At 66.6% G+C, this 25,194-nt stretch carries 19 protein-coding genes; 1 reads left to right on the top strand and 18 read right to left on the bottom strand.

Annotation, left to right across the window (positions count from 1 at the left end; all coding sequences use genetic code 11):
* Positions 1 to 76 precede the first annotated feature (76 nt).
* Genes V9K84_RS09010 through V9K84_RS08930 form a run of 17 tightly spaced genes read right to left on the bottom strand, consistent with a single transcriptional unit; the run spans position 77 to position 22,503 of the window.
* Entirely contained in the window at positions 77 to 4,477 is a 4,401-nt protein-coding gene (locus V9K84_RS09010; protein ID WP_088515065.1) for a leucine-rich repeat domain-containing protein, read from the bottom strand.
* Between the two features lie 60 nt (positions 4,478 to 4,537).
* Entirely contained in the window at positions 4,538 to 5,338 is an 801-nt protein-coding gene (locus V9K84_RS09005; protein WP_043860596.1) for a ChbG/HpnK family deacetylase, read from the bottom strand.
* Positions 5,310 to 6,485: a GNAT family N-acetyltransferase gene (locus V9K84_RS09000; RefSeq protein WP_088515064.1), complete on the bottom strand. Its 1,176-nt coding sequence runs from the start codon at positions 6,483 to 6,485 to the stop codon at positions 5,310 to 5,312. Before V9K84_RS09000 ends, V9K84_RS09005 begins: the two co-directional genes overlap by 29 nt.
* A gap of 4 nt (positions 6,486 to 6,489) precedes the next feature.
* On the bottom strand, positions 6,490 to 7,179 hold the full coding sequence (locus V9K84_RS08995) for a GNAT family protein (RefSeq protein WP_043860598.1): 690 nt from the start codon (positions 7,177 to 7,179) through the stop codon (positions 6,490 to 6,492).
* A gap of 45 nt (positions 7,180 to 7,224) precedes the next feature.
* The gene (locus V9K84_RS08990) at positions 7,225 to 9,153 is read right to left on the bottom strand and encodes a hypothetical protein (protein WP_088515063.1); all 1,929 of its coding nucleotides are present in this window, start codon (positions 9,151 to 9,153) and stop codon (positions 7,225 to 7,227) included.
* Positions 9,150 to 10,454 (bottom strand): oligosaccharide flippase family protein, encoded by a 1,305-nt coding sequence (locus V9K84_RS08985; protein ID WP_043860600.1) that lies wholly within the window; start codon positions 10,452 to 10,454, stop codon positions 9,150 to 9,152. The genes V9K84_RS08990 and V9K84_RS08985 overlap by 4 nt, the downstream gene beginning before the upstream one ends.
* Positions 10,451 to 11,461 (bottom strand): polysaccharide deacetylase family protein, encoded by a 1,011-nt coding sequence (locus tag V9K84_RS08980; protein WP_043860619.1) that lies wholly within the window; start codon positions 11,459 to 11,461, stop codon positions 10,451 to 10,453. Before V9K84_RS08980 ends, V9K84_RS08985 begins: the two co-directional genes overlap by 4 nt.
* An 8-nt stretch (positions 11,462 to 11,469) precedes the next feature.
* Positions 11,470 to 12,606 carry a glycosyltransferase gene (locus V9K84_RS08975; protein ID WP_043860601.1) on the bottom strand — a complete coding sequence of 379 codons (1,137 nt, stop codon included), beginning with the start codon at positions 12,604 to 12,606 and terminating at the stop codon, positions 11,470 to 11,472.
* Positions 12,599 to 13,564 (bottom strand): glycosyltransferase, encoded by a 966-nt coding sequence (locus tag V9K84_RS08970; RefSeq protein ID WP_088515062.1) that lies wholly within the window; start codon positions 13,562 to 13,564, stop codon positions 12,599 to 12,601. Before V9K84_RS08970 ends, V9K84_RS08975 begins: the two co-directional genes overlap by 8 nt.
* Positions 13,561 to 14,931, bottom strand: coding sequence for an O-antigen ligase family protein (locus V9K84_RS08965; RefSeq protein ID WP_054914458.1), 1,371 nt, complete (start codon positions 14,929 to 14,931; stop codon positions 13,561 to 13,563). Before V9K84_RS08965 ends, V9K84_RS08970 begins: the two co-directional genes overlap by 4 nt.
* Entirely contained in the window at positions 14,928 to 16,013 is a 1,086-nt protein-coding gene (locus V9K84_RS08960) for a glycosyltransferase family 4 protein (protein ID WP_088515061.1), read from the bottom strand. The genes V9K84_RS08965 and V9K84_RS08960 overlap by 4 nt, the downstream gene beginning before the upstream one ends.
* Positions 16,014 to 16,021: 8 nt before the next feature.
* Positions 16,022 to 17,614: a GNVR domain-containing protein gene (locus V9K84_RS08955; RefSeq protein ID WP_043860605.1), complete on the bottom strand. Its 1,593-nt coding sequence runs from the start codon at positions 17,612 to 17,614 to the stop codon at positions 16,022 to 16,024.
* 20 nt (positions 17,615 to 17,634) lie between these two features.
* Complete coding sequence (locus tag V9K84_RS08950) at positions 17,635 to 18,657, bottom strand: polysaccharide biosynthesis/export family protein (RefSeq protein ID WP_088515060.1); 1,023 nt, start codon at positions 18,655 to 18,657, stop codon at positions 17,635 to 17,637.
* A gap of 23 nt (positions 18,658 to 18,680) precedes the next feature.
* Positions 18,681 to 19,328 (bottom strand): CpsD/CapB family tyrosine-protein kinase, encoded by a 648-nt coding sequence (locus tag V9K84_RS08945; RefSeq protein ID WP_043860607.1) that lies wholly within the window; start codon positions 19,326 to 19,328, stop codon positions 18,681 to 18,683.
* The gene (locus V9K84_RS08940) at positions 19,329 to 20,075 is read right to left on the bottom strand and encodes a sugar transferase (RefSeq protein ID WP_043860608.1); all 747 of its coding nucleotides are present in this window, start codon (positions 20,073 to 20,075) and stop codon (positions 19,329 to 19,331) included.
* Entirely contained in the window at positions 20,072 to 21,154 is a 1,083-nt protein-coding gene (locus V9K84_RS08935; RefSeq protein ID WP_088515059.1) for an NAD-dependent epimerase, read from the bottom strand. Before V9K84_RS08935 ends, V9K84_RS08940 begins: the two co-directional genes overlap by 4 nt.
* The gene (locus V9K84_RS08930) at positions 21,151 to 22,503 is read right to left on the bottom strand and encodes a UDP-glucose/GDP-mannose dehydrogenase family protein (protein ID WP_088515058.1); all 1,353 of its coding nucleotides are present in this window, start codon (positions 22,501 to 22,503) and stop codon (positions 21,151 to 21,153) included. Before V9K84_RS08930 ends, V9K84_RS08935 begins: the two co-directional genes overlap by 4 nt.
* A gap of 407 nt (positions 22,504 to 22,910) precedes the next feature.
* Between V9K84_RS08930 and V9K84_RS08925 the strand changes: the two genes are divergently transcribed.
* On the top strand, positions 22,911 to 24,608 hold the full coding sequence (locus V9K84_RS08925; protein ID WP_088515057.1) for a sulfatase-like hydrolase/transferase: 1,698 nt from the start codon (positions 22,911 to 22,913) through the stop codon (positions 24,606 to 24,608).
* Between the two features lie 18 nt (positions 24,609 to 24,626).
* Here the strand turns inward: V9K84_RS08925 and V9K84_RS08920 are convergent, their stop codons facing one another.
* Positions 24,627 to 25,187 (bottom strand): PqiC family protein, encoded by a 561-nt coding sequence (locus V9K84_RS08920; RefSeq protein ID WP_088515056.1) that lies wholly within the window; start codon positions 25,185 to 25,187, stop codon positions 24,627 to 24,629.
* Positions 25,188 to 25,194 lie beyond the last annotated feature (7 nt).

Below are 25,194 nucleotides of genomic sequence, written 5' to 3'. Positions count from 1 at the left end.
GTTCAGCCGAGCATAACGCCGGCCCCGGCACAAAAGCCAGCCTGGCCCGGGTGCGCTCCGGGCCGGCGCCCGCCTGTCAGTCGATGGTGCCTCGCGCCACTGCCTCGGTCAGGGTTCTGCGCAGGTCGACGAGGCGTTGTTCGTACACCTGCCGCAAGCGCTGCGCCTCCACCAGCAGTTCACCTTCGCTCAGCGTTTCGGCTGCCTGCTCCAGGCTGTCGTCCAGCGCTGCCCGCGAGGCGGCGAACTGTGCGGCGAAGCGTTCGCGCAAGTGGTGCTCCCATGCAGGGTAGACCGGTTCCTCTTCATGGTTCATGGCCAGTACTTCGTCCAGGCCGTGGGAGGTGGTCGGGTCGACCGCCAGCAGCAGGTTGCGCTGCTGTTCTATCCAGGCTTCGCCCGGCAGCGGCATCACATCGACCAGTGCGTCGATGATCACCGGCTCGTCGGCACGCGCCGCCTGGGCCAGGTCCAGGCCCGGCAGCCGGGTGATACGTTTGAGCGCCCACTGGTAGAGCGTCGCGTAGCTGTCTTCGGACATGTTGAAAGAAAGGCTCAGCACGCCGAAGCCGAGCTTTCTGAGACGCACGTGGTTGACGATGGTCGCCAGCAGGGTGCGCGAGCGGGTTGCCAGGTCCGGGATGGCCAGGGCCTGTGACACCTCGCCCAACTGTTCGAGGTCGAGCAGGGTGCCGCCTGTGCGGGCGAGAATCTGCTCACGCAGGGGCGCATTGGCGTCCATCCAGGTCAGCAGGCGCCACAGGCGGCGCCGGTAGGTCAGGGGGGCGACGATGTAGGGCGGGCTGTCGAACATGGCACGCAGGTCCCGGAAGAACCCCGACGGCAGGCTCTGCTGCAGTCGTTGCCAGCTGGCCCGCTGTTGTGGCGTGGCGTCGTCGAGCAGTTCGTTGTAATCGATCTCGGCCACCAGCAGGTCGATACGGTGGGTGGTGTAGTAGGCATCGGCCGCCTGCAAGGCAGCATCGCTCAGCGGATTGTGTTCCAGGCGCAGCGCCCGGGCCAGCGGAGGTGAGAGGATGGCGGTCGGTGGCAGCTCCTGCAGCTGGTTGCCGGACAGGTCCACCAGGTTCGGCGCGTCCAGCTGATCGAGCCCTGCCGGATAGGTCGCCAGGCTGCAGTTGTACAGGTCCACGCCCTGCAGCCGGTTCAGGCGGGCGAAGTCGGGCGGGGTTGCCAGCGGGTTGTTCGCCAGGCTCAGGCTGTGCAGCTGCGGGTAACCTTCGAGGGCGTGCTGCAGGTGCTCGTCCCAGACCAGGCGGTTGTTGGCCAGGTCCAGCACGCTGAGCCGATCACCCAGCCCGGTGGGCAGGCTGGTGAGTTCGCAGCCGTTCAGGCTGACGCGATGCAGCTGGGTGAAGTGGCGCAGGAAGGCGTCAGGCAGCCGGGTCAGGGAGTTCTGCTCCAGTGACAGCTCATTCACGTGATCGAAGTTGGCCTCCAGCGCAGGGAAGCTTTCCAGGTCGCCGTCGGTCAGGTCTAGAAAGTCCAGGTTCAGTTGAATGATGGCTCCGCCATCGGCGACCTCGCGCACCGACAGGCGCTGCCAGGCGGCGATGATTTCCTCCCGCGCCGATTGCCGGGCTGTACTGGGCAGGGCCCACAGGGTCAACGCGCTTTTCAGGCGTTGCAGGGTTTGTTCGAGCGTGCGCAACCGCGTCTGTGCCGGAATCTCGCTGGCCTCCCAGGCCGCCAGTGTGGCACGCGCCTCTTCGCCGCTGGCATGCGGGTAGAGCGTGCGGTAGCGGGCCTCCTGTGAGGAGCTGGCAGGCGACACCGGCGGGTAGCCGGGGCGGTCACTGCCGCCCAGCAGGCGTTCTTCGCTGGCCCAGCCGCGGACCTCGACGGACCACAGCCAGGTGGCAAGTTCGCCGCGGGGGCGTTCGAGCATCGACAGCACGCGTTGCTGCAGCGCCGCCCTGGTGTCCAGGCCCAGCACCTGGCGATAGCGGGGAGCGATGCTGTCATGCAGGGCCGCGAACAGGTCGTCGCCGGGCGCGTGCAGCGGGAGGTCGTCCTTGAAGGCCTGGTAGCCTTCTGCACCGTGCACCAGAACCCTGCGCTGCGCCTGGGTGGCACGACCCACGCGCTGCAGCAGAGGGCCGCGCGGGCCGCCACTGCGTGCTTCCAGCACGACCGAGGCATCCCAGCCGGGGGCGTGCTCCAGGCACAACAGCGCCAGGCGCGTGCTTTGCGGCGTCGCCAGGGCTGGCCAATACAGGCCTTCGGTCGCGCGTACCAGGGGAACACGGGCGGCCAGCGTGGCGGCCTCTTCCAGCAATTTGGTGGGGATGGCTGCCGGTGGCACCCAGCGTGCCAGTCGGGCCGGGCCGACTGTGTCCAGCAGGCTGCGGGCCAGCACCGGGCTCAACCCGGGCAAGCGTGCGCACAGGGCCGTGATGTGCGGCTGCGGGGGCACCAGGGCCAGGTAACGCTGCTCGAACAGGGCCTTGCCGACGCTGCCCGTGACGTTTTCGGCGCGCAGTTGCCGGACGATCCTGAGCCGTTGCAGCGTATCGGCCAGCAAGGGTGGCAGGCCCAGATTGGCGGCGTGCAACCGACGCAGCGCGTCTTCGCGGGTGCCGCTGACCTGGCAGGCCTGTTCGAGTTCTGCATCGCTCAGGCCTTGCGCAAGCGGGCCCAGACGGCGCAGCAGGGTGGCTCGCGACCAGCTCAGCGGCTGTTCATGCACGCTGCGCCAGGCACCCTGGCCGTTGTGCTCCAGCGCGGGGCGATAGGCGTCTTCACGCTCGGGGTGGCGCAGTTGCCATTGCTGCTGGTGCGCATCGAACTGCTGCTCGTACAGGTCGGCGCCGAGCCTGATGTAGTGCCGGTCCGCGTGCCGGTACTGGCCCTGGTCGTTGGCTGTCACCTCGGCGGGCAGCGACGTGTCCAGCCGGTAGGGTGCCAGGTCGGGCAGGTACAGGCGCGTACTGCCATCGGGCAGCGGCACTTCGATCAACGCATCGACCAGCGCTGGTGCTGCCTTGAGCGCCAGCACCGAACCGGCCAGCATGCCGGCAGTGATCGCCACCGACTGCAGGTGCGCCATGGCGCCCTCGACGTCGCCGTCCTGCCAGTCCTCCACGCCTTCATACACCTCCTTGATCAGCTGTACCGCAGTGACCGCCAGCATGACCGGGCCCAGCGCCGGCACGAACATCGCCGCGGCATTGAGCACGTTCAGCGCGCGTGTCTCCCATTGTTCCAGGCGGGCCTTGCGCGCTTTCTCGTCGGCTTCAGCGGTGGGCACCATGAGTACCCGTGCTTCATCCTTCAGGCGTTGCAGGTGGCGGTCCTGCAGCACGCCGAACAGCTCGCCGGCAACCGGGGCAAGGCTCAGGTACAGGCTGTCCTGCTCCTGCGAGTGCCACGGTCCGTCCTTGTCGACCACCTGCCGGGCCAGGTTGTGTCCGAGCACATCGAACAGGTGTTGCTGCTGTTGCAGCGGTACGTAGCGCTGAAACAGTCTGCGAAACCCGGGGTGGTTGAGGCGCCCTTTGAGGTAGCGCTCCAGCGCCGGCATCGACGCATGCTCGGTGAGGGCATCGTCCGGGTCGCCGGGCAGGTACAGCAGCAGGCTGTCTGCCTGCTGCTCAGATGCCAGGGCAAACAGCAGGATGTCGTGCAACGGTACGCCGCTCATGCTCAGCAGGCTCGCCTGCATTGGCGGGGCCTCGGCGCCTGCTGCGGCGGGCGCGTCCAGCAGCGCCAGCAACCGGCGGCTGGCGGTTGGCCCGATGCGCTGGCGCGCTTTCGCCACGGTGACCTCCAGGCGCAGCAACTGGCGATTGGCATCGATCGAGTCGCGTCGCACCCTGTCTTGCGTGGCAGGTGTTTCGAAGACTGCCTGCAGGTGCTGCTGGTAGCGGGCGCCCAGGTCCAGTTCGCGGCACAGGCGGGCGAACACGGCGGGTGACAGGCGATGGCGGGTATAGCGGTAGGCAAGGCCGGCGTCGGTCAGGTCGAGGTGGAAATGGCCTTGCAGGGTGATCGCACTCTTGCCGAGGAAGGTCACGTCGTCACCGAAGTTCTGCAGCGCTGCCTGCAGCAGGCTCTGCTTCTGGTAGGTGGTACGTGTGGCGAGCTGCCAGAGGTCGGCCTCTTCGTGAAACTGCACCAGGTCGGTGGTGTGCAGGTTCAGGGTTTCGCCAAGTTCGGCGTCAAGGCGCGCCTGCAGCAGCGGCTCGGCAAATGCCAGCAACCCCTGGAAGGCCTTGAGGGTGCCTGCCAGTGTCTGGCTGGCCCGCCGATAGCGACGCCTGGCTGCACGCACGGCGTCACGCTGATCGGGCAGGCCGTTGGCCAGCCAGCCCGGTTCGGCATCGGGGATGACATGGGTCAGGGCCAGATGGCGCCGAAGGTCTTCGGCGTCCTGGGCGCTGGTGTGTTTCAGCCAGGTGGGCAGGCGCTGGACGATGAACGGTGAGTGGGGAATGCGTGAAGGGGAGGTAGGCATGGTCGTGCTCCGGTCGGTGGACCGACAGCACAACCGATCAGCCGGGCGAAGCGGTGGTAGTTATCTGTTGGAGGCAGTGTCCAGGGTGCTCTGGCGCGCCTCGCGTAGCGACGCGTAGCCGACCCTGGGCACGCCCGCCAGGCGCTGGTCGAGCAAGGCCTGCAAGGACTCGCCACTGCCCAGGTAGGCATCGCCGAAGTCGTGGCTGCCCAGGGCACTGGGGTGCGCCACCACTTCGAGCACGCCATGGCGCGGGGCCAGGCCGTCACGCAGGTCGACCGGGGTACACACATGGTCGGCGGTCAGCCTGGCCAACTGGCGCAGGCGCTGGTTGAGCAACGTCTTGAACAGGCGTTTTGCCGGGCCGATGTTGTGCCCCACATTGCGGGCCAGGCGTATCGGCACCCCTTCGCGGGCGGCGAAGCGGGCGACGATTTCGCCGATGGGCCACAGGTTGTGCACGTGCTGGTGGGAGTCCAGGTGGCTGGGGGTGAGCCCATGGTCCAGGCAGCGCTGCCATTGCGCGGCCAGTTCCTCGTGCACCGCCTGGCGGGCCGCGCGCCCCAGCCACAGGCGCTTGCGCGACAGGCCCAGGTCGAACTCGCCCTCGGCATTGCAGAACTGCGCCAGCGCGCGGATCGGCTCGCTCAGCGGGCGACCGTAGGTCAGGTTGAAATGCAGGCCCACGCGCCCGCGCAGGGCCGGTTGCTGGGCCAGCGCGCAGGCGGCCTTGAATGCCGGCATGCTGGCCATGGCGGTGGCAGAGCTGATCAGGCCGCACTGGAACGCGCGCAGGATCACCGCGTTGGTGTGTTCGTTGAGGCCAAAATCGTCAGCGTTGACTATGACTTGGGACGGCATCCGGGCGCTCCTGTGCTGTCGGTGTGGCAGTGGGGGTAGTGGCAGGTGCCGGCACGGGCTGCTGTTGGCGGCGTTTGAGCCAGGGCTTGATGCGTTGCCACAGGCGCAGCGCCATGCCCAGGCACAGGCCCGACGGGCGCCAGCTGTAGAAACTGTGGCGCAGGTGCTCGACCTGGCCGGTCATGCGCTCATGCAGCTGGTGGCTGGAGTTCTCCAGGCTCACCCTTGAAGCGTCGATCCACGTCCAGCCTTCGTCCAGCCCCCAGTCGATCCATTCCTGCAGCAGCACCCGGCCGCTGCCAAGGTCGGCATACTGCGGCACGAAGGCGAGGTTGTAGTCGTACAGGCGGCCCCGTTCGAGCAGGCCCAGGCGGTAGCTGATGCAGCGCCCGTCCAGTTCCAGCACCACCAGGCGCAGACGGCCATCGGCCGCCAGCGCGGTGAAGGCCTGGAACATCCACTGGCGCTGTGCGGGCACCGAGAAGATGCCGACCCCGTCGTCGCCTTTCCAGCTCACGGCCTCGACCGCGCTGACGGCTTCCAGCCAGGAAGCTGCGTTGGCGGTATCGGGGGTTACTCGGCGCACCTGTGCACCGCAGGCGGCGATGCGCTTGCGCGCGCGGCGCAACTTGTAGCGTGGGTCGCCACTGACTTCCTGGCGGTCGGCCTCGCTTATCTGGTGCACCGGCGCACGGCAGGCGGTGCGCTGTTCGTGGGTGGAACTGCGGCGTGCCCACTGCTGCAGCCAGGGCGAATCGCCCGTTACCTCGTTGAGTTGCAGCAGGGCATGGGGCAGGCGCGTGCGAATGGCTGCCAGTACCTGGCCGGCGGCACTGGTCGGCAGGTCGATGAGCAGGCCGATGCGGTCGCTCATGGGGTAGCCCAGGTGGTGCACCACGGCAAAGTCCAGCGGCCCGTGGCGCTCAAGGGTGCGGACCAACGGCAGGCACAGCACCAGGCGTCCTTGTGCGTGCCCCAGCAGTACCTGCAGGTGCTGGCTGGCCGGCAAGGCAGCCTCGGCGGCGCGCAGCCAGGCCAGGCTGTTGAAGGGGGTGGCATCGGGCAGCCGCTCGCGCAACTGCTCGTAGGCGTCGGCGGGGAAGTCGTCGGCACGCAACGAGGCGTGCCAGGTAAAGGTCAGGGTCATCGGTTCAGGACACCGTGGCAGTAGTGCTGCGCGGCGCCGGTTTGCGCAAGGCATCCAGGCGCGAGCCGCTGTAGCGCGTTTCGCGGAAGAATTTCCAGCGACCGAACAGGCAGTACACGTGCATCACACGGCCCTGCTCGACGTAGCCCATGCGCAGGTGCAGCTTGAGCGCCGGAATGTTGTGGGTCTCGCACACGTCGACCACCTTGTCGCAGCCCTGTTCGGCCATGGCGCGCCACAGGGCCAGTTGCAGGTCGACCGACAGCGACGTACCCCAGTACTGGCGCGCCAGTTCACCGCCGAACTCGAAGAACTCGCCCGGCTCGACCGGGAACCAGCAGCCATAGTAATGACGGTCGTGGTAGTGACGCGGGCTGCCCCAGATGAACGCCACCACGTGGCTGTCTTCGTCCAGGAACATCAGCCCGGTATGCCCTTCGGCGGCCAGTTCACGCATGGTTTCGACACGGTCGCCGAAGTGCTTGGCAAAGCCTTGCACGTTGTGCACCGTGATGCGCTCCACGCGTAGCGGCGCATAGGGCTTGAGGGTATGCGGCGGCACCGGGCTGACCAGGTCGCGCTCCATCCACAGCAGCTCCCAGTGAAAGAACACGTAGCGCTTGTACGCGCTGCGAAGGGTGGCGCGCAGGCCTTTCTGGTGTACGCGCTGGCTGAACTTGCTGACGATATTCATGGTAGCTCCCGTATCCGGCAGGGGAAGAGATCTTCGGCACTGTGTTCATGAGGCGCTCCATCGCAGGGCAAACAGGGTCTGCCCGGGCAGTTCGAATCGTACCTGGCCGTGCTGGCAATCCAGTGCCGCGGCGCGTGGCTGGTTGTCCGGCCCGAACAGGGTGAGCGTGGCAGCGGCCTGCGGGCATCGGCTGGCCGGGGTGGCGAAGCTGACGTGTTGCAGGCGTTCGCCCTTGTTGACGCCCAGCAGGCTGCGCTGTGCGCCGCGTGCCATGGCCAGTGCATCGACCTCGAAGGCGTCGTTGTCCAGGTGCAGCACCTGGTCGAGCCAGTGCTGGGCGATGAACTGCTGGGCCAGGCCCACCGGCTTGAGCTCGAAGCGGTTGTTGCCCAGCACCTTGACCATACCTTTGGGCCACTCGGGCTCGTCGGCGATGTGGAACCAGTTGAGCATGTCCAGCAGGCCGTCCTGGGAGGCATTGATGACCACCGAGGCCCACCATACGCCGGCATAGTGGGTGTTCTGCTCGTACAGGCTCAGGGTCGAGCCACTGGACAGGTTGGTCTGGTCGAGCAGCAGCGCCTTGCGCGGGCGACCGTTGGCGTCCAGCCCCACCAGTTCGGCGGCGCGGCGTACCGAGTCGCGGTAGGTGCGGGTGGCGAGCAGGTCGCGGACCATCCACTCGTGCCAGGCCATGGCGTCGATCTGCGGTTCGAATTCCTTGAGCAGGCGCCGTGCCCAGTCCAGGCCGACGCGCTGCGCCGCATCGCCGCGCAACGGGCCGTTGACCAGCCGCGAGCTGGCCGGCATGGCGATGCGCACGCCGGCTTCATGGGCGCCGGGGTAGGCGCGCACACGCTGGGCCATGGCCGCGAAGAAGGTGCGGTAGGTGGCGTAGTCGGCGTAGTTGAGGTTGGGTTCGTCGGCAAAGGCGATGTAATGCAGGCCCTTGCCGCCCAGGGCGACGCTGGTGGCCAGCCAGTCGTCCAGCGCGCCATCGTTGGCGCGGCTGCGCATCAGGTCGGACTTGCGCCCGGTGGCGGCCATCAGGGTGATGTCGTGGTGAATGCCGAAGCGTTCCTGGTACAGCTGGCGAAACGGCAGTTCGTAGCGCGGCTTGCGTGCCAGCACGTCGGCAAAGGTGTAGTAGCCGGCGGCCTGCAGTTGCAGCGCATCGATCACCGCATGGCTGGACGGTGGCGGCATCACGTAGGGCAGGTTGTTGCCCAGCCTGGGCGTGGGGCCCAGTACCTTGGCACTGCTGCGCAGGATAACCTGGCCGTCGCGGTGCACCAGTGGGGCGAGGTCCTGGGGGCGCAGGGCGAACAGGTTGGCGCTGCCGTCCAGCCAGAAGGCCACCTTGCCGGTGCCTTCGAAGTTCAGGCGCCATGTCTGGTCCTGGGCGCTTGCGGGCAGGTTCACCTGATCGAACTGCCAATAAGCCCGGTGTTCGAGCAGCGCCAGCCTGAGGCGCTTGCCATCGTCCACGCGCTCCAGGGTCAGGTTGCGCACGCCGTCGTGATACTTGCCGGCAAGCACCGCCGTTTCACCGGCTTTCACGCGAAAGTACAGGGTGGTGGCGCGGTCCAGTTCGAGGCTGAAGTGCACCTTGGCGGGGGCGAACTGGGCGCCGGTGGTGTCGTCGTATTCGAGGCGGTAGCGCCTGAAACTGTAGCCGGGGATGGCCACCTGGTAGGTGCCGTTGCCGGCGGTGAGTGGCCAGCTCAGCTGGCCGCGGCCTTCATGGGGGGCAATGATGCGTTGCGCATCGAGCTTGCCGGTGGCGTCGAGCAGGTACACCTGTTCCTGGTTGGCATCGGCCTGCCAGGCCGGCACCCAGCTCAGTTGCAGCGGGGCGCTGCGCTGCGGCGCCAGGTACAGGCTGCCGTCGCGAATGTCCGGCCAGCGCAGGGTGGCGGCGTGGGCAGTGGCGGCCAGCAGCAGGCCGGGTAACAACATCCATGTACGTTTCATACCGTTCTCCGTTGCAGCATCTGGCGCAAAGGCAACAGATCGCCAGGCAACACAAACAAGGTCCGCAGCAACGGTACGCCGCTCAGCCTGCAGTACAGCACGAGCATGGCCACCGTCACCCCAAGGTAGGCGATGGAGGAGGCCAGGGCCGCACCCGCGATGCCAAAACGGGGAATCAGGACCACGTTGAGAATCAGGTTTGCCGCCGCGCCCACCCCCATCATCAGCGAGACCGCGCCGGGGCGATTCTTGCCCAGCAGGTCCAGGCGCAGGATGCTTGCGTAGCACAGGCCGAACAAGCCGGGAAGCAGTGCCAGCAGGGCCGGGTAGGCCGGCTGGTAGGCCGCGCCGAACAGGGTGACGATCAGCCATTCGCCTACCAGGGCCATGCTCAGGCAGGCCCCCAGCATCACGGTGGCAGTCAGGCGCAGGGCCAGCGGGGTGAGCTTGTCCATGCCGGCATCCTGCTGCAGCAGGCGCTTCATCAGCGGGGTGGTGACGGCCTCGGGGATGATCAGCAGCAGTTCGGCGGCGGCGCTGGCCATGGCGTAGTGCCCCAGGGCGGCGCTGCCCAGGAAGGCACTGATGAACAGGTAGTCCGAGCGCAGGATGACCTGCTGGAACAGCACGTCCGGGTGGCTGCGCGCACTGTAGGCCAGCAGCTCGCGCTGCCCGCCGCGGTTCCAGCACAGCGTGATGTCGTGCTGGCGGCCCAGCCACACCAGGCCCAGCAGCGCGACCAGCCCCAGGCCCAGCAGCCAGCTGATCAGCGCGGCCTCCAGCGCGGCGTGCTGCCACATCCAGAACATGCCCACGAACAGCAGCAGCGGCACCAGCGATTCGGTCAGGCGCAGTGCGTTGAATGCGCCCACCCCGCCGGTGGCGTTGTGCAGGGTGAGCAGGCCGCTCTTGAGCACCGTCAGCGGCACCGCCAGCAGCAACAGCCAGGCCAGCAGGCCCAGTTGCAGGGTCACTTCCAGTTCAGTGCCGAATTCGCGCATCAGCGCCACGCAGATCAGGGTCAGCACCCCGGCCAGCAGGCACCCGTAGATCAGCACCTGGCTCAGCAGCAGGCCCATCGAGCGTTGCTGCGCCGCCTGATAGCCCACCGCGGTGTTCAGCCCGCCGCTGGTGGCGGCACTGATCAGGTCGGGCAGGGTGCTGAGCAGGGCGAACAGGCCGCGCTCGCTGGGCCCCAGGATGCGCGCCAGCAGCACGTTGCGCGCCAGGCGCAGGGCGATCATCGCCAGGCGTGTGCCCATGCTCAGCAGCAGGTGGCGCAGGTAGTTGCCACGACTCATGAGCGGCCTCCGCGGCTGATGCGCCAGGCCAGCAGCGAGGGGCGGCTGGCGTTGCGCTGGCTCACGCCGATGCGCGGCAACGCCAGTGGGTCGTCATGACCCTGGCAGATCCCGGCGCGGGTGCTCAGGGCGAAGGGGTAGCGATGGGCGGCCAGGCGAGCGCGTACCCGGGCGTCATGGTCGCCGTTGGGGTAGCAGTACACCGGCAGCGGCTGCTGGCAGCCTTGCTGCAAGGCGTGGTGGCTGCGGCTGAGTTCTTCATCCAGGCGCTGGTTGTCCAGCCCCGGCAGCAGCGCGTGACTGGCCCCGTGCGGGCCGAAGCTGATCAGCCCGGAGCCTTCCAGTTCGCGCACCTGCTGCCAGTCCAGGGCCTGGGGCAGGGATTCGGCCGGGCAGGCGTCTGTCAGTTGGTGCAGGGCGGCCGGGCTCAGGGTCTTGAGGCTTTGCAGGTAGCCGGCCAGCGCCTGGCTGCGGGCGTTGGGCCGCTGGTTCATGAAGTAGGCAGCCGGCAGCGGCCGGCCGATCTTGCGCAACGCCTCGATCAGGGTGTGGCGCGGGCCTTCGCCATGGCTGCCCCACAGGGTTTCGCCCAGGCTTTCCCACCAGAAGCGCTGGCGGCTGCCGATGTAGTCGGTGGACAGGAAGATGCTGGCCGGTACCTGGTACTGCTGCAGCAACGGGAACGCATTGAGCGCGTTGTCGCGCCAGCCGTCGTCGAAGGTCAGGGCAACCTTGGGGCGGCTGTCGCCCCTGGGCTGCTGATGGTCCTTGAGCAGGTCCATCAGGTGCACGCAATCGAAGTGCTGGCGCAGCCAGCGCAGCAGGCGCTCGAAGGCCTGCGGGCCCACGCACAGTTCGTTGCGATGGGGCAGGGCCGCGCTGGCGTCGTCGGCCAGCACCCGGTGCAGCATCAGGATGACCCCGGCGCCGCGCAGCTGGCTGCGGCCCTTCGGGGAGTGCAGGTACAACCAACCGCTGGCGCGCTTGAGACTGGTCTTGATCGGCATGAAGGCACTCATCGGGTCTGGTCGGGGTTCCATTGGTTGTAGCTGTGCCCGCGCAGGAACTGCCACAGGCCCACGCTCATGCCGGCCAGGGTCACCAGCACGAAGGCGGCCAGGCGAAATGGCTTGGGCAGGCGGTGGCCCTTGTCCAGCAGGCCGACCACGGCGATGGCATAACCCAGCAGCTGGGCGGCCAGGGTCAGGCGATAGAAACCGTGGCCGTCGAGCAGCCACAGGTTGGCCAGCAGCAGGGGCACCAGCAGCACGGGGGCCAGGCGGCGTACCAGCTTGTGGCTGATCAGGGCGATGGCGTAGAGCCCGTGGCGCAGCGGGTTGAGCAGTTCGCGCCGGGCCGCCAGGCTGATCAGCCCGCCGACGGTGACGCGCTGGCGGCGGCTGAACTGGCGCTCGGCCTCGTCCACGCCGTAGTCCAGCACCCTGGCCTGGTCGACGTAGACCACGCGCTTGTGTGCCACCGGGGCGCAGGTATTGATGAAGAAGTCGTCGTTGACCCGGTCCGGGATCGGCTGGTACAGCTCGCGGCGCAGGGCCTGCAGCGCACCGTCGGCCGACACCGTGCAGCCGGTGCGGCTTTCGACCCGGCGCAGCCAGGCTTCGTAGTGGCGGTACAGGCTCTCGCCCAGGCTCAGGCCCTTGCCCGCCACCGGGATGGTCATGTTGCCCACGGTGCCGCCCACCTCGGGGTCGGCGAAGGGCGCGAGCAGTGCGGCGAAGGTGCCCTCCACCCAGTGCACGTCGGCATCGGTGAACACCAGAATGTCGCCGCTGCAGTGCTCGACGGCGGCATTGAGCACGCGGTTCTTGCCCATCCGTGGCAGGTCCAGCACCAGGATGCGCGGGTCGTCGAAGGTGCGCGCCAGGGCCACGGTCTGGTCACTGGAGCCGTCGCTGGCCACCACGATCTGCAGGCTGGCGAGCGGACAGTCCTGCTCCAGCAGGTTGCGCAGCTTGTTCTCGATGTTGCGCGCCTCGTTGTGCGCCGCAACCACCACGCTGACCCGTTGCGGCGGCAGCGGCGGCGGGGTGTGCCGCGGGAACAGCGGCCCCACCAGCGTGAGCAGCAGCGGGTAGCCCAGCCAGGCATAGAAAGGCAACAGCAGGCAAAGCCAGAAAATGAACTCAGCCACGTGCGGGCCTCCTTGCGTTCCAGTTGAACAGGCTGAGCACGAAAGCCGCTCCAGCCAGGTGCAGGCGAACCCAGTGCAGGCCCCACAGTTGCAGGGTGAACACCGGGTCGCGGTGTTTGAGACTCTGACGCAGGCTCAGCGCCAGCGCCGGCAGGCTGGTGAAGAACAGCAGCAGCATTGCCAGATGCGGAAAGCCGTCGAGCAGCGCGGACAATGCCAGCGCATCGAGCACCCAGGCCCCGAGGGACAGCAACGGGAAGCGCAGCAGGCGCAGGCTCGCGCCATTGTTGCGCAGCAGTTGCAGGTTGCTGCCCTGGCGCCACAGCTCCTTGCCCAGCCATTCGCTCCAGCTGCCCTCGTAGCCCCAGTGCAGCACCACCGGTGCGCGCAGGGCCAGCAGGCGGGCACCGGCCTGGCCCAGGCGCCAGGTGAAGTCCTTGTCTTCGCCGGTGCGCAGGGTTTCGTTGAAACCGCCCACCCGGTCGAACCAGTCGCGGCGCATCAGCAGGTTGGGGGTGGGCAGCCATTGCATGCTGTGCAGCGCCGGCCGGCCGGCGCGCAATGTGCGTCGCTGCCAGGCGCGGGCGAACCAGGGCGCCTGGCGCGGGGTATCGCAGTCCAGCGCGAACACATCGCCACGGCCCTGGGCGTGCAGGTCCAGCAGCAGGCTCAGCCACTGCTCCGGCACCTCGATGTCGGCATCCAGAAACGCCACCCATTCCCCGGAGCTGGCCTGCACGCCCCGGTTGCGCAAGGCGCCGATGGTCAGCCCCGGCAGGTCGAGCACCTTGGCGCTGAGGTTACGGGCAATCTGCGGGCCATCGTCGGAGGAGCCGTTGTCCACCACGATCAGCTCGCAGTCCAGGCCGGCAAGGTCGGCGGCCCGACGCGCCGAGTGGAGGGTGCGGGCAATATGGCGTGCCTCGTTGAACATCGGCATCACGATACTGATCTTCATCCGGCCACCTGCACGGGGCGCGCCTGTTCGGCCTTGAGGCGCAGCACGCTGGAAAGCGCCAGCAGAATCCACAGGTACTTGTGGTTCGGCGCACTGAGGAACATCAGGAACAGGCCGATGGCAAGCATGCTGGTGGACAGGTGCGTGAGCATGTCGGCCTGCCCCTGATCACCCTTTTGCAGCCACAGGCGCCGTGCATGCCAGAGGTTGTACAGGGCCAGCATGACCATGCCGACGAATGCCAGGCCCGCCGGTACGCCGACTTCGCTGAAGATTTCCAGGTAGGTGTTGTGGGCACGGCGGTACAGGTCGCCGACCTTGCGGTTGGCCGAGAACGCCTTGGCGTAGCCGGTGGTGGCGTATTCCAGCGGGAAGGTGCCGGGGCCGGTGCCCAGCAGCGGATGTTCGCGGATCATCTTGCTGCCCACCACGATGTAGGACGAACGCCGGCCCAGGGAGTCGTCCTTGTAGGCATTGACCCCGGACTTGAGCAAGGCCAGCGACTGGATACGCTCGATGTAGCTGGCGGGCATCACCGCGACCGCCACAGGCAGCACGATGGCCAGGCCGAGCATGGCGAAGCCCAGGTGGCGCGGGCGCAGGTGCGTGAGTTTTTCGCGGTAGTGCACCAGGCCGATCACCAGGCTGATGGCCAGCACCACCAGTCCGGAACGTGAGTTGGTCTTGGTCATGCCGGCCAGCAACAGCACCACGCAGGCCAGCCAGAACAGCCGCTGCAGGCGGTTGGGGCTGCTGAACACCAGCCACAGGGCCATGGGCACCGCGATGGCGATGAGCATGGCGAACACGTTGGGGTCTTCGAGCAGGCCCGAGGCGCGGCCTTCGTCCTGGTACTTGGCCGAGAACATCGCCATGGCACAGGTGACGCCCACGCTCAGGGTCACCAGGCGGTACATCATCGGCAGGTTGAGTTCGCGTCCGATCAGCAGGGTGAGCACGAACAGCACCAGGCCCACCGCCAGTTCGCGAAAGTGCCCCATGGACATCTCGCTGCTTTCACTGGCCAGAAAGCTCAGCAGGTACAGCGCCATAAAGGCCAGCAGCAGGCGCCACATGGAGCTGCGCAGGCGTTCGCCCGGCAACTGCCCCACGGCCAGTTGCAGCAGCAGCACCATGGCCAGCGCGGCGCCGATGAATTTCGAGGCGGTCAGCTCGCTGTCCTTGAACAGGCCCTCAAGCGGCACCAGGGTGATGATGGCCAGCAGGCCCCACGCCGGGCGGCGGTACAGCACAAGCACGCCGGCCAGGCCGATCACCGCGCCGGGGGCCAGGAACGGGTAGGGGCTGGCCAGCAGTACCACGCTGACGATCGCCAGCAGGCCGATCAGGGACAGGGGAATGATCATGCGCAGGTCTCCTTGGCCGCACCTGCCGTGCCGCGATAGACCTGGGCCCAGCGTTGCGCCAGCGTCGGCAGGTGATAACGTTCACGTTGGGTGCGTCGTGCCTGGGCGATCAGCTCGCCGGCCTGGGCCGGGTCGAGCATCAGCGCTTCGAGCTGGGCGGCCAGTTCGTCCACCGCCAGGGGCGGTGCCAGCAGCCCGCTGCGCCCGTGCTCGATCACGTCGGGGATGCCGCCGACACCAAAGGCCACCACCGGCACGCCATCCTGCATGGCTTCGAGCAGGATCATCGGGGTGCCTTCGGTGCGCGAGCTGATCACCAGCGCATCCAGGCGCGCCATCCATTGGCGCATGTCTTCCTGAAAGCCTGGCAGGCGGATGCGCTCGTGCAGCCCGGCGGCATCGACGCGGGCCTGCAGGGCTTCGCGTTCCGGGCCGTCGCCGAGCATCACCGCGTCCAGATGCGGGTGGCGCTGGCACAGCGGGATCAGCGTATCGAGGAACAGGTCAGGGCCCTTTTCGCTGCTCAGGCGCCCCACGTAGCCGGCCAGCCAGCGTTCGTGGCCGTGGGCATGGGCGGGCAGGGCGCCAGCATCCGGCAGGCCGTTGGGGATGACATCGAGCTTGCGCTGCGACACGCCGGCACGCAGGTGGATCCGGCGGATGCTCTCGGCCACGCACACCACCTTGCCGATGGTGGCGGTGCGGCACAGTTGCAGGCTCAGCCAGGTGTACAGCCGCTGCTTGCGGCTGCTGGGGGTGAAGCCGTGCTGGGTGGCGACCATCGGCAGGCGCCACAGGGTGGCGCCCACCCAGCCGAACAGCAGGCCCTTGAAGTTGTGGCTGTTGATCAGCGGCTGCTGGCTGCGGTACTGGTCCAGCGCCCGCAGCACCTCGCCCAGCCCGTTGCAGGTGCGACAGTCCACGCCGGCGGCGGCAAAGCGCGCCACCAGCGTCTGCGGCGCGCCCAGAAACAGCACCACGTGCTGTCCCGGGGTGGCCTGGCAGTGGTCCAGCAACATCCGTTCGGCGCCATAGAAGCCGCCACTGCCCAGCAGGTGGATGATCGGCCGCTGCGGGCTCATGGCTGCGTTCAATTGCGCACCCAGTGCACCAGCCGTGGCAGCGACCAGCCCTTGTGCGGGTTGTGCGTTTCCGGGGTCTGGTCGTTGATCACCAGCAGTACCGGCAAGCCCAGCTGCTGGGTGATCTGCGCCGGGTGCTTGAAGCGATGGTCGAAGAACTCGCGCACGTACACCAGGGCGATGCCCAGCAGCAGGCCGGTCAGCATGCCGAACGGAATGATCAGCATCGGCTTGGGAAAGGCTGGCTCGGCGGGCTCATAGGGCGCACTGAGAATCCGTGCGTTGGACACGTCACCCGACAGCAGGCGCTCGCCACGGGCTTCTTCGTAGCGCTGGGTGTAGGTGAAGAACGCCTTGTGCAGGGCATCGATCTCGGTATCCAGCTGACGCGCCTTGCTCTGGGTTTCCTGCAACTGGTGCACGCGGCTCTTGTAGTCGGCGATGCGCTGGGTTTTCTGCGCGATCACGTTCTGCACCACGGCCAGGTCCTTCTCGCGCTCCTGGATACGGTTGGCGACGATCTTGAGAAACTGCTGGCGGGTCTTGGCGATCTGCTCGCGCTGCAGCAGCATCTGCTCGCTGCCGGGCTGGAACACTGCCAGGTCGCTGACGTAGGTCAGTACCTGGGTGGTCAGCTGCTCGCCCAGTTGCTTGATCTCGCGGTCCTCGAAGGCCACGTTGTCGACGGTCTGGGTGAAGGTGAAGGGGAAGGCGAAGTCGCGCATGTTGGCGTTGCTGGCCGCAGCCAGGCTGGTCTTGAGGTATTCCAGCCACTGCTGGCTCTGCAGCAGGCGATCGCGGTACTGGTTGAGTGCCTGTTCCTCGGTGTTGATGGCATTGAGGCGGAAGGTGATCTCTTCCTTGGGGTCGGACGAGCCGATGCCTTCGAGCATGCCCAGGCGCTTGCTTTCCAGGTCATCCATGCGCACCTGGTACTGCATCTTCTTCTGCTCGTAGAACTCCTGCGGCAGTTCGTTGGACTGCAGGTTCTGGCGGTTGCGCAGGTAGTTGTCGAGCAGACGGCTGACGAACAGCGTACCGACCTTGGGGTCGGGGAAGCTGTAGGTGATCGATACCACGTTGGAGCCGGGCAGGGTCTCGATCTTCAGGTCCTTGATCGCGTCGTCGGTCAGGGTGTCGAGCTGGGTATCGCGTACCGGGTCGACCTCCAGCCCGAACAGGCTGCGCACCGGGTTGACCACATACTCGCGCAGCGGGTTGACGATCAGGCTGCGGATCGGCCCGAACACCAGGCGCTGCAGCAGGCCGGGGGGCACGTCATACAGGCCCTCGTCGCGCAGCTGGGTGATGGTCTGGCGGATCAGCGTGGGTGAACGCAGGATGTTGCTCTCGGTCTCCATGTCGGCCAGCGAAGGCGGAATGAACTTGTCGGTCTCCTGGGCCAGGGCGGTGTTGGTATCGCTCTGGGAGAGCTTTTTCGACTGCACGATCACTTCGGCCGTGATGTCGAAGCTCTGCTTGAGCACCAGCGGCAGCAACAGGGCAATCACTGCGAACACCAGGAATACCCGCTTCACCAACTGACGGTTGGCGAAGAGGATCCTGAAGAATTCATGCAGGTAGTTTTCTTTGGTAGTCATGCGCGTGCACCTGCCTGGTTTTAGTTGTTGCTGTCTTTGTTGTCGACGCGGTAGGAGAAGCTGAAGCCCACCCCCTGGAACAGCACCACGTCGGCCAGTTGCCGGGCCAGTTCGCCGGCGCTGGCCAGCTTGGTCTTGGGCACGTAGAGCATGTCGTCGGGCTGCAGGTAGGCCACCTGCGCGGCGCTGGCGTCCAGGGCCTTGTCGACGTTGTAGGGCACGGCCTGCACCTGGTTGCCGTTGCGCCGCATGATCACCACCGAGTCGAGCCGGGCCTTGAGGCTGGGCCCGCGGGCCAGGGTAAGGGCTTCGAGCACCGATACCGGGCGCCGGATCGGATAGGCGCCGGGCTGGGCCACCTCACCGAGCACATAGATCTCGTTGACCGCAGTGGACTTGAGCATCACGTCCACCGTCATGCGCCCGGGCAGGTCGGCGTAGCGCTTGTTGAGGAAGGTCTGCAGCTGGGTGACGGTCATGCCCTGCAGCGGCACCGCGCCCACCTCCGGAAAGCTGGCCTGGCCGTCGGTGCCCACGGTGATCTCGCGGCTCATGCCGGTGGCGGGGTGGTTGAGTGCGCTCTTGAGGTTCTGTTCGTTGGTCAGCGGGCTGATCACCTGCACGGTCATCTGGTCGCGGTTGGGCTGGAACAGGCGCTTGTTGCGGTAGGCCTGCTGGATGGCCTGGCGCGCTTCGTCCGGGGTCATCCCGGCGACGTTCACCGAGGTGTTGGCCCGTGGCAGTTCGATGGTGCCATCGGGCAGCACCAGCTGGTTGCCGTTGAGCGAGCTGGCCGCAAGGAAGCCCAGGCCTACGGTGTCACCGGGCTGGATGCGATAGGCCTGCGAGCCGCTGGTGCTGATATGGAAGATCACATCGAGCACGTCCCCCGGGCGCAGCGCCTGCTCGCCGCGTGGCAGCTCGGTGTCCTGGGCGTTGGCCGCGTTGGCAGTCATGATCTGCACCGGCATCTGGCGTGGCTCCTGGCTGGTGCAGGCTGCCAGAGGCAGCAGCGCCAGCAGGGCGAACAGTTTCACATTCATAGCGTCATCCTTAGCCTGGCTGCTCAGAGATTGTTGTAAAGCCATTTGGGCATGTAGTAGCGGCGTCGGTTGAACACGCTGCCGATCAGCTTGGCGCCGGCCTGGGTCAGGCGCTGGGCGGCGGCCTGGGCGACCTCCCAGCGGGTGTCCTCGGCGGTGACCACCAGGATCACGCCATCGACCAGGGTGCCGATCACCAGGCTGTCGACGCTGGAGTACACCGCCTCGCCGTCGATGACCACGAAGCGGTAGTGCGCGCTGAGCTGGCTCAGCAGGGCACGCAGGCGGTCCGGGTTGAGGCGTTCGTTGCCACGCCGGTACTGGCCGCACGGCAGCATGTCGAAAGGCTGGTCTGACACCCGCACCAGGCAGTCCTGCAGCACGGGCGGGGTGTCCTGCTCGAACAGCAGGTCGCGAAAGCCGGGCAGCTTCTGCAGGCCCATCTGCTGGGTCAGGCTGTTGCTGGTAGGGCTGCTGTCCACCAGCAGTACCGGTCCGCCGCTCATCAGCGTCAGCTGCTTGGCGAAGGCCAGCGCACTGGTGCTGGTACCGCTGCCGGTATTGGCCGCGGTCAGCAGCAGCACGCGCTGCTCCTGGTCCAGCACGGTGGACGTCAGGTTGGTTTCGCTGGGGGTGGCGATGGTCAGACTTCTCGAAGTAGAACCGTCCATTCAACTTGCTCCGTGGCCGCTGAAGACTTTGAAGGGGGTCTTGAGCAGGATCTTCAGGTCCAGGCTCAAGCTCTGTTCGGCGATGTAACTCAGGTCAAGCTCGACCCGCTGGTCGAAGTCGATGTTGCTGCGCCCCGAGATCTGCCACAGGCCGGTCATGCCGGGGTAGATGCTCAGGCGCGCCAGGTGGCTGTCCTTGTAGCGATAGGCGTTGAAGGAGGTCGGGCGAGGGCCCACCAGGCGCATTTCGCCGCGGATCACGTTGAACAGGTTGGGCAGCTCGTCCAGGCTGCTGCGCCGCAGGAAGCTGCCGATGCGGGTTACGCGCGGGTCCTTGTCGATCTTGAAGTCGATGGCGTCGGCGCCGTGCTTGTTCAGGTGGCGCACCGACTCCTTGAGGTCCTCGGCGTTGGCGACCATGGTGCGGAACTTGTACATGCCGAAGCTGCGCCCGCGGTAGCCGGTGCGCTGCTGCACGAAGAACACCGGGCCGGGGCTGCTCAGCTTGACCAGCACGGCCAGCACCAGCAGCAGCGGTGAAATCAACAGCACGATCATCAGCGCGCCGATGAACGACAGCACGCGGTTGGTGCGCGACAGCGTCCACGGCCGCCCGCCGGCGCGCCCGGTCATCCAGCCACGGCCCTGCATGTGAATCGCCGCATCGATGCGCATGCGGTGATTGGGGTCCATGCGTTTGTCCTGGCGCAGGGCCTGGGTTTCAGCACTTTTCTGTTGGCCTGTCATACCACCCTCCGTTGATGCTCGGGCGCGGCAACCGGCGTTTGCCCGATGGACCGCACAGCGTCGTCGGGCGTGTGCGCGTAATAATCGACGAACCAGGCGACGAAGCGGCGCAGCCCTTCGTCCAGCGAGATGCACGGGGTGAAGCCGGTGGCCTGGGCCAGGGCACTGGCATCGGCGCAGGTGTCCAGCACGTCACCGGGCTGCAGGGGCAGCAACTCGACCTGGGCGGTGCGCTGCAGGTGTTTTTCCAGCAGCGCCACGTAGTCGGTCAGGGCCACCGGCCGTTGCCCACCGATGTTGTAGATGCGCCAGGGCGCATGGCTGCTGGCCGGGTCGCTGGCCAGGCGGTCCCAGGCCGGGTCGCTGACCGGGGCCAGCGGGACCAGGCGCACCAGGCTTTCGACGATGTCGTCGATGTAGGTGAAGTCGCGCTGGTGCTGGCCGTAGTTGAACAGCTTGAGCGGGTGGCCCTGGCTGATGGCCTGGGCGAACTGGATGGGCGACATGTCCGGGCGCCCCCACGGGCCGTACACCGTGAAAAAGCGCAGCCCGGTGGTGGGGATGGCGAACAGGTGGCTGTAGCTGTGGGCCATCAGTTCGTTGGCCTTCTTGCTCGCGGCGTACAGCGACAGCGGATGGTCCACTGCGTCCTGCACGGCATAGGGTGTGCGCTGGTTGCTGCCGTACACCGAGCTTGAGGAGGCATACAGCAGGTGCTGCACCGGATGGCGGCGGCAGGCCTCGAGCATGTTGAGGAAACCCACCAGGTTGCTGTCCACGTAGGCGCGCGGGTTGTCCAGCGAATAGCGCACCCCGGCCTGGGCGGCCAGGTGGATCACCACCTCGGGGGCGAATTCGGCGAACAGCGCCTCGATGCCTGGGCCGTCGGCCAGGTCCAGGCGGCGCAGGTCGAAATCGCCGGCCTGGGCCTGGACCCAGCGCACGCGGTCTTGCTTGAGCGCGGGGTCGTAGTAGTCGTTGAAATTGTCCAGGCCCACGACCTGATGGCCGTCGCGCAACAGGCGCAGTGTGCAGTGTGCGCCGACGAAGCCGGCCGCACCGGTGACCAGTATTCTCATGGCGCCGATACCTGCGGTTGTACCTGGCGCAGGCCGATGCCGCTGTAGGTCAGGCCGAAGGTTGCCACCTGTTCGGGGCTGTAGAGGTTGCGTCCGTCGATGATCAGGCGTTGGCGCAGCTTTTGCGCCAGCAGGTTGAAATCCACCACCCGGAAGGTCTTCCACTCGGTGCAGATCACCAGCGCATCGGCATCTTCCAGGGTGTCGTCACGGGTGGCGCACAGTTGCAGGTCATCGCGGTAGCCATACAGGCGCCGGCATTCGGCCATGGCTTCGGGGTCGAAGGCGCGCACCGTGGCGCCCTCGGCCCACAGCGCCTCCATCAGGTAGCGGCTGGGGGCTTCGCGCATGTCGTCGGTATTGGGTTTGAAGGCCAGGCCCCACAGGGCGATGGATTTGCCCTTCAGGCTGCCGGGGAAGCTGCGCTTGAGCTTGCTGAACAGGATCTGGCGCTGGCTGTCGTTGATTTCGCTCACGCTCTGCAGCAGGCGCAGCGGCATGCCGCTGTGTTCGGCGGTATGCAGCAGCGCACGCAGGTCCTTGGGGAAGCACGACCCGCCAAAGCCACAGCCCGGGTAGATGAAGTGGTAGCCGATGCGTGGGTCCGAGCCGATGCCCTTGCGCACCGATTCGATGTCGGCACCGAGGAACTCGCTGAGGTTGGCCAGTTCGTTCATGAAGCTGATGCGCGTGGCGAGCATGGCGTTGGCTGCGTACTTGGTCAGCTCGGCGCTGCGGTTGTCCATGAACATGAGCTTTTCATGATTGCGGCAGAACGGCGCGTACAGCTCGGACAACTGCTGCTGGGCCTGGTCATCGGCGGTACCGACGATGATCCGATCCGGGCGCATGCAGTCGGCCAGGGCGCTGCCTTCCTTGAGAAACTCGGGGTTGGAGACCACCCGCACCTGCAGTTGATGCTTGCCCAGCCGGTCGAGCTCCTCGCGGGCGAGCGCGGCCACCTTGTCGGCGGTGCCCACCGGCACGGTGGACTTGATGATCAGGGTGCGGTGCGCCGCCATCAGGCCGGCGATCTGGCGGGTGACGCCCAGCACGTGGGAAAGGTCGGCCGAGCCGTCTTCGTCCGGTGGGGTGCCGACCGCGATGAAGATCAGTTCGGCGTGGGCGACGGCATCGCTGGCCTGGGTACTGAACGACAGCCGACCTTCCTTGATGTTTTCCTCGAGCATGCTCGACAGGCCAGGCTCATGTATAGGTGGAACACCTTGTCGCAACTGACTGATTTTATGGGCGTCTACATCGACACAGAGTACCCGGTGACCTACGTCAGCCAAGGCGGCAGCTTGCACAAGTCCGACATAACCGGTGCCAAATACGCTCACATCCATGCTGGCGTGCCTCGTATGGAGTAATGAAAGTGAAACAGCGGGTGTGAATTCGGTATAGACCAGCTGAGCCGGTTTGTGTCAAACCTATGGCATGTATCTGTAGAGTTACAGGTGGTAGGAGTTCCACTGTTTTGCCATCAACCCTTTTCCAATCCGTACCTTAGCGTCGAAATGGGCTGGCACTTGGCCGGTTGTCAATGCGATGAACGGTCGTAGCCCGCGTAGAACGTGGCTCGTGGAATGTGGGTTGTTTCGCGAATGCATCAGATTCGCGCTTCAAAAGCGTCATAATCGGCGCCCTACATTTCGTCATTTTTTTGACAAACTGTGGTTTGCGCTTTGTCGGCATCCTGCTACCGTGTGGGAAACCTCAGTGGGCTGGGGGAAACATTTCTGGCGGGGAAGTCATGCGCGTTTACATCAAGGGACTGTTGCTGCTGGTTTACCTTCTGAGTTTCCATGCGTACTACCTCGAGCGTCTCGAGGCGATCGGGCTGGGGGTGGCACTGGTGTTGTATGCCGGTGTGTTCGTGCTGCTGGTGGCTGCCCTGTGGCTATGCGCGAACATACGCCAGGGCCTGGTGCGCTGGCTGTTTGCAGTGGGGTTCTGTGCCAGCGCGGTGTTTTTCGACGCCTATACGCGCATAACCGCCGAATACCTCACCTACAGCGCCTTCGTTTCGATGGTGTATTCGGGTGGGTTCATCGGCGAGGCGCTTGAGCAGTACCACAGCGTGATCGTGGGGGTCGCGGCCAAGGGGCTGCTGTTGCTGCTGGGGCTGGGCCTGCGCCCGGACCCGGTGCAGCGGCTGCCCGGCACCCTGGCGTGGGCCGCACCGCTGCTGGGCCTGGCGCTGTTGACCGGCATCCTGTTCGTGCGTGCCGGCGAGGGCGCACGCGGCCTGCCGGTGATGTACACGCCGCTGGCCTACCTGAACCTGTTCCTCTACGAATCGCTGCACGACAGCGTGGGCCCGCGCCAGCCAGTGACGCTGGCGCGCAGCGGCCCGCCATTGGCGCGCGATATCGTGCTGATCATCGACGAGAGCGTTTCGGGCAACTACCTGGACCTCAATACCCCCAACGGGGTCACCAGCAACCTCACCCACCCCCAGCCGGGGGCCAGCATCTTCAACTACGGCTATGCCGCCTCCATCGCCAATTGCAGCGCCGACACCAACGTCACGCTGCGCTACGGCGGCACCCGCAGCGATTACCTGCGCATCAACTCGACCCTGCCGTCGATCTGGCAGTACGCCAAACAGGCCGGGCTTGGCACCGTCTACATCGACAGCCAGCGCACCGGCGGCAACCTGCAGAACCTGATGGATGCCACCGAAAAGCGCGACATCGACCAGTTCATCCAGTTCGACACCACCCCGGTGCGCGACCGCGACATGGCCGCACTGCAAAAGCTCGTGGAGCTGCTGGGCGACGGCAAGCCGCAACTGATCGTGATCAACAAGGTGGGGGTGCATTTTCCGGTGCACGACAAGTACCCGGATGCGTTCATGACCTACACGCCGGCGTTGCCGCGGGGCCACTATGCCGACATCGCCGATACCGGTCAGCGCGACGGGTTCAGTGGTACCCCGCAGGACTGGGTGCTGTACCGCAACTCGTACAAGAACAGCGTGCTGTGGAGCGTGGGCGAATTCTTCAAGCGCCTGTTTGCCCAGGCCGACCTGAGCCAGGCGGTGATCATCTACACCTCCGACCATGGCCAGGACCTGCATGAACGCGGCAACCCGGGGCTCAACACCCACTGTGGCGAGAACCCGGTGGAGGAAGAGGGCCTGGTGCCGCTGGTGGTGATCCAGGGTCAGGGCCTGAAGACCCTGGACTGGCAGGCGCAACTGGCGACCAACAAGGACCGCTCCAGCCACTACAACATCTTCCCCACGCTGCTGCAGTTGCTGGGGTATGACGCTGCGGCGGTCGAGCCGATCTACGGACACGCACTCAACGTGCCGACCAACGATCCGTTCAGTTTCAACTACCGCTTCAATGCACGCCTTGGTGCCAAGCCCGAGTTCAAGCATATCGACCTGGACGTGGTGGTCACACCGGGGCCGCAGGGCATGCCGGTGGGCTCGGCCCAGTAAGCTGACCGGCCCGATGCCTCAGGAACCGGAGGCCGGGCACCCGGCCCGGGTGTCATCGGCCGCCTGGGCTATCAACCCTGCAAGACGCGCCACGTTGCGTTGCTGGGCTGCCACCAGCTCGGCGATACCGGTGCCCGCCGCACTGCGTACCAGGCTGTGGCAGCGCAGGGCGGGGCGGTTGGCATCGCCGCCCAGCGTACGCAGGCGCCAGCGCGCCTCCAGCAGGGCGTATTGCCCGGGTACCGAGTCGAAGCGCTGCACCTCCAGGCGCAGGCCCAGGGTGCGCGGTGCATTGCTGTTGAGCTGGCCGCTCAAGGCGCTGCGCAGTTCATCCACCAGGCTGGCGCCCCACCATTCACTGTCGAGCACCGCCAGGCCGCTGTCGCCGTGACGCACGACGATCTGCTCGCGGTCGACCTGGGGCGGCACGCTGATGGACTCTATGCGTACGTCTACCGCACGGGTCGCCCCGGCCTGTAGCTGCGCAGGCACCAGGGTGTGGTAGTGCACCGGCTCGCTGCGACAGGCCGCCAGCAACAGCGCGATGCCAAGCAGCGAAGGTTTGAGCAGATAGGTCATGGGGCGG

This window comes from Pseudomonas sp. AE27 (assembly GCF_037113495.1).
GTDB lineage: Bacteria > Pseudomonadota > Gammaproteobacteria > Pseudomonadales > Pseudomonadaceae > Aquipseudomonas > Aquipseudomonas palmensis.
This window is presented reverse-complemented; position numbering and strand designations above follow the sequence as displayed.

What these genes read in the sequence shown, in the direction of transcription:
- V9K84_RS08970 (WP_088515062.1), bottom strand. Translation starts at nt 13,564, where the DNA reads ATGAAGATCAGTATCGTGATGCCGATGTTCAACGAGGCACGCCATATT.
- V9K84_RS08930 (WP_088515058.1), bottom strand. Translation starts at nt 22,503, where the DNA reads ATGGATGTGAGCGTATTTGGCACCGGTTATGTCGGACTTGTGCAAGCT.
- V9K84_RS08960 (WP_088515061.1), bottom strand. Translation starts at nt 16,013, where the DNA reads ATGAGCCCGCAGCGGCCGATCATCCACCTGCTGGGCAGTGGCGGCTTC.
- V9K84_RS09005 (WP_043860596.1), bottom strand. Translation starts at nt 5,338, where the DNA reads ATGCCGTCCCAAGTCATAGTCAACGCTGACGATTTTGGCCTCAACGAA.
- V9K84_RS08925 (WP_088515057.1), top strand. Translation starts at nt 22,911, where the DNA reads ATGCGCGTTTACATCAAGGGACTGTTGCTGCTGGTTTACCTTCTGAGT.
- V9K84_RS08940 (WP_043860608.1), bottom strand. Translation starts at nt 20,075, where the DNA reads ATGACAGGCCAACAGAAAAGTGCTGAAACCCAGGCCCTGCGCCAGGAC.
- V9K84_RS08995 (WP_043860598.1), bottom strand. Translation starts at nt 7,179, where the DNA reads ATGAATATCGTCAGCAAGTTCAGCCAGCGCGTACACCAGAAAGGCCTG.
- V9K84_RS08935 (WP_088515059.1), bottom strand. Translation starts at nt 21,154, where the DNA reads ATGAGAATACTGGTCACCGGTGCGGCCGGCTTCGTCGGCGCACACTGC.
- V9K84_RS09010 (WP_088515065.1), bottom strand. Translation starts at nt 4,477, where the DNA reads ATGCCTACCTCCCCTTCACGCATTCCCCACTCACCGTTCATCGTCCAG.
- V9K84_RS08950 (WP_088515060.1), bottom strand. Translation starts at nt 18,657, where the DNA reads ATGAATGTGAAACTGTTCGCCCTGCTGGCGCTGCTGCCTCTGGCAGCC.
- V9K84_RS08955 (WP_043860605.1), bottom strand. Translation starts at nt 17,614, where the DNA reads ATGACTACCAAAGAAAACTACCTGCATGAATTCTTCAGGATCCTCTTC.
- V9K84_RS08920 (WP_088515056.1), bottom strand. Translation starts at nt 25,187, where the DNA reads ATGACCTATCTGCTCAAACCTTCGCTGCTTGGCATCGCGCTGTTGCTG.
- V9K84_RS08980 (WP_043860619.1), bottom strand. Translation starts at nt 11,461, where the DNA reads ATGCCGATCAAGACCAGTCTCAAGCGCGCCAGCGGTTGGTTGTACCTG.
- V9K84_RS08990 (WP_088515063.1), bottom strand. Translation starts at nt 9,153, where the DNA reads ATGAAACGTACATGGATGTTGTTACCCGGCCTGCTGCTGGCCGCCACT.
- V9K84_RS08985 (WP_043860600.1), bottom strand. Translation starts at nt 10,454, where the DNA reads ATGAGTCGTGGCAACTACCTGCGCCACCTGCTGCTGAGCATGGGCACA.
- V9K84_RS08965 (WP_054914458.1), bottom strand. Translation starts at nt 14,931, where the DNA reads ATGATCATTCCCCTGTCCCTGATCGGCCTGCTGGCGATCGTCAGCGTG.
- V9K84_RS08945 (WP_043860607.1), bottom strand. Translation starts at nt 19,328, where the DNA reads ATGGACGGTTCTACTTCGAGAAGTCTGACCATCGCCACCCCCAGCGAA.
- V9K84_RS09000 (WP_088515064.1), bottom strand. Translation starts at nt 6,485, where the DNA reads ATGACCCTGACCTTTACCTGGCACGCCTCGTTGCGTGCCGACGACTTC.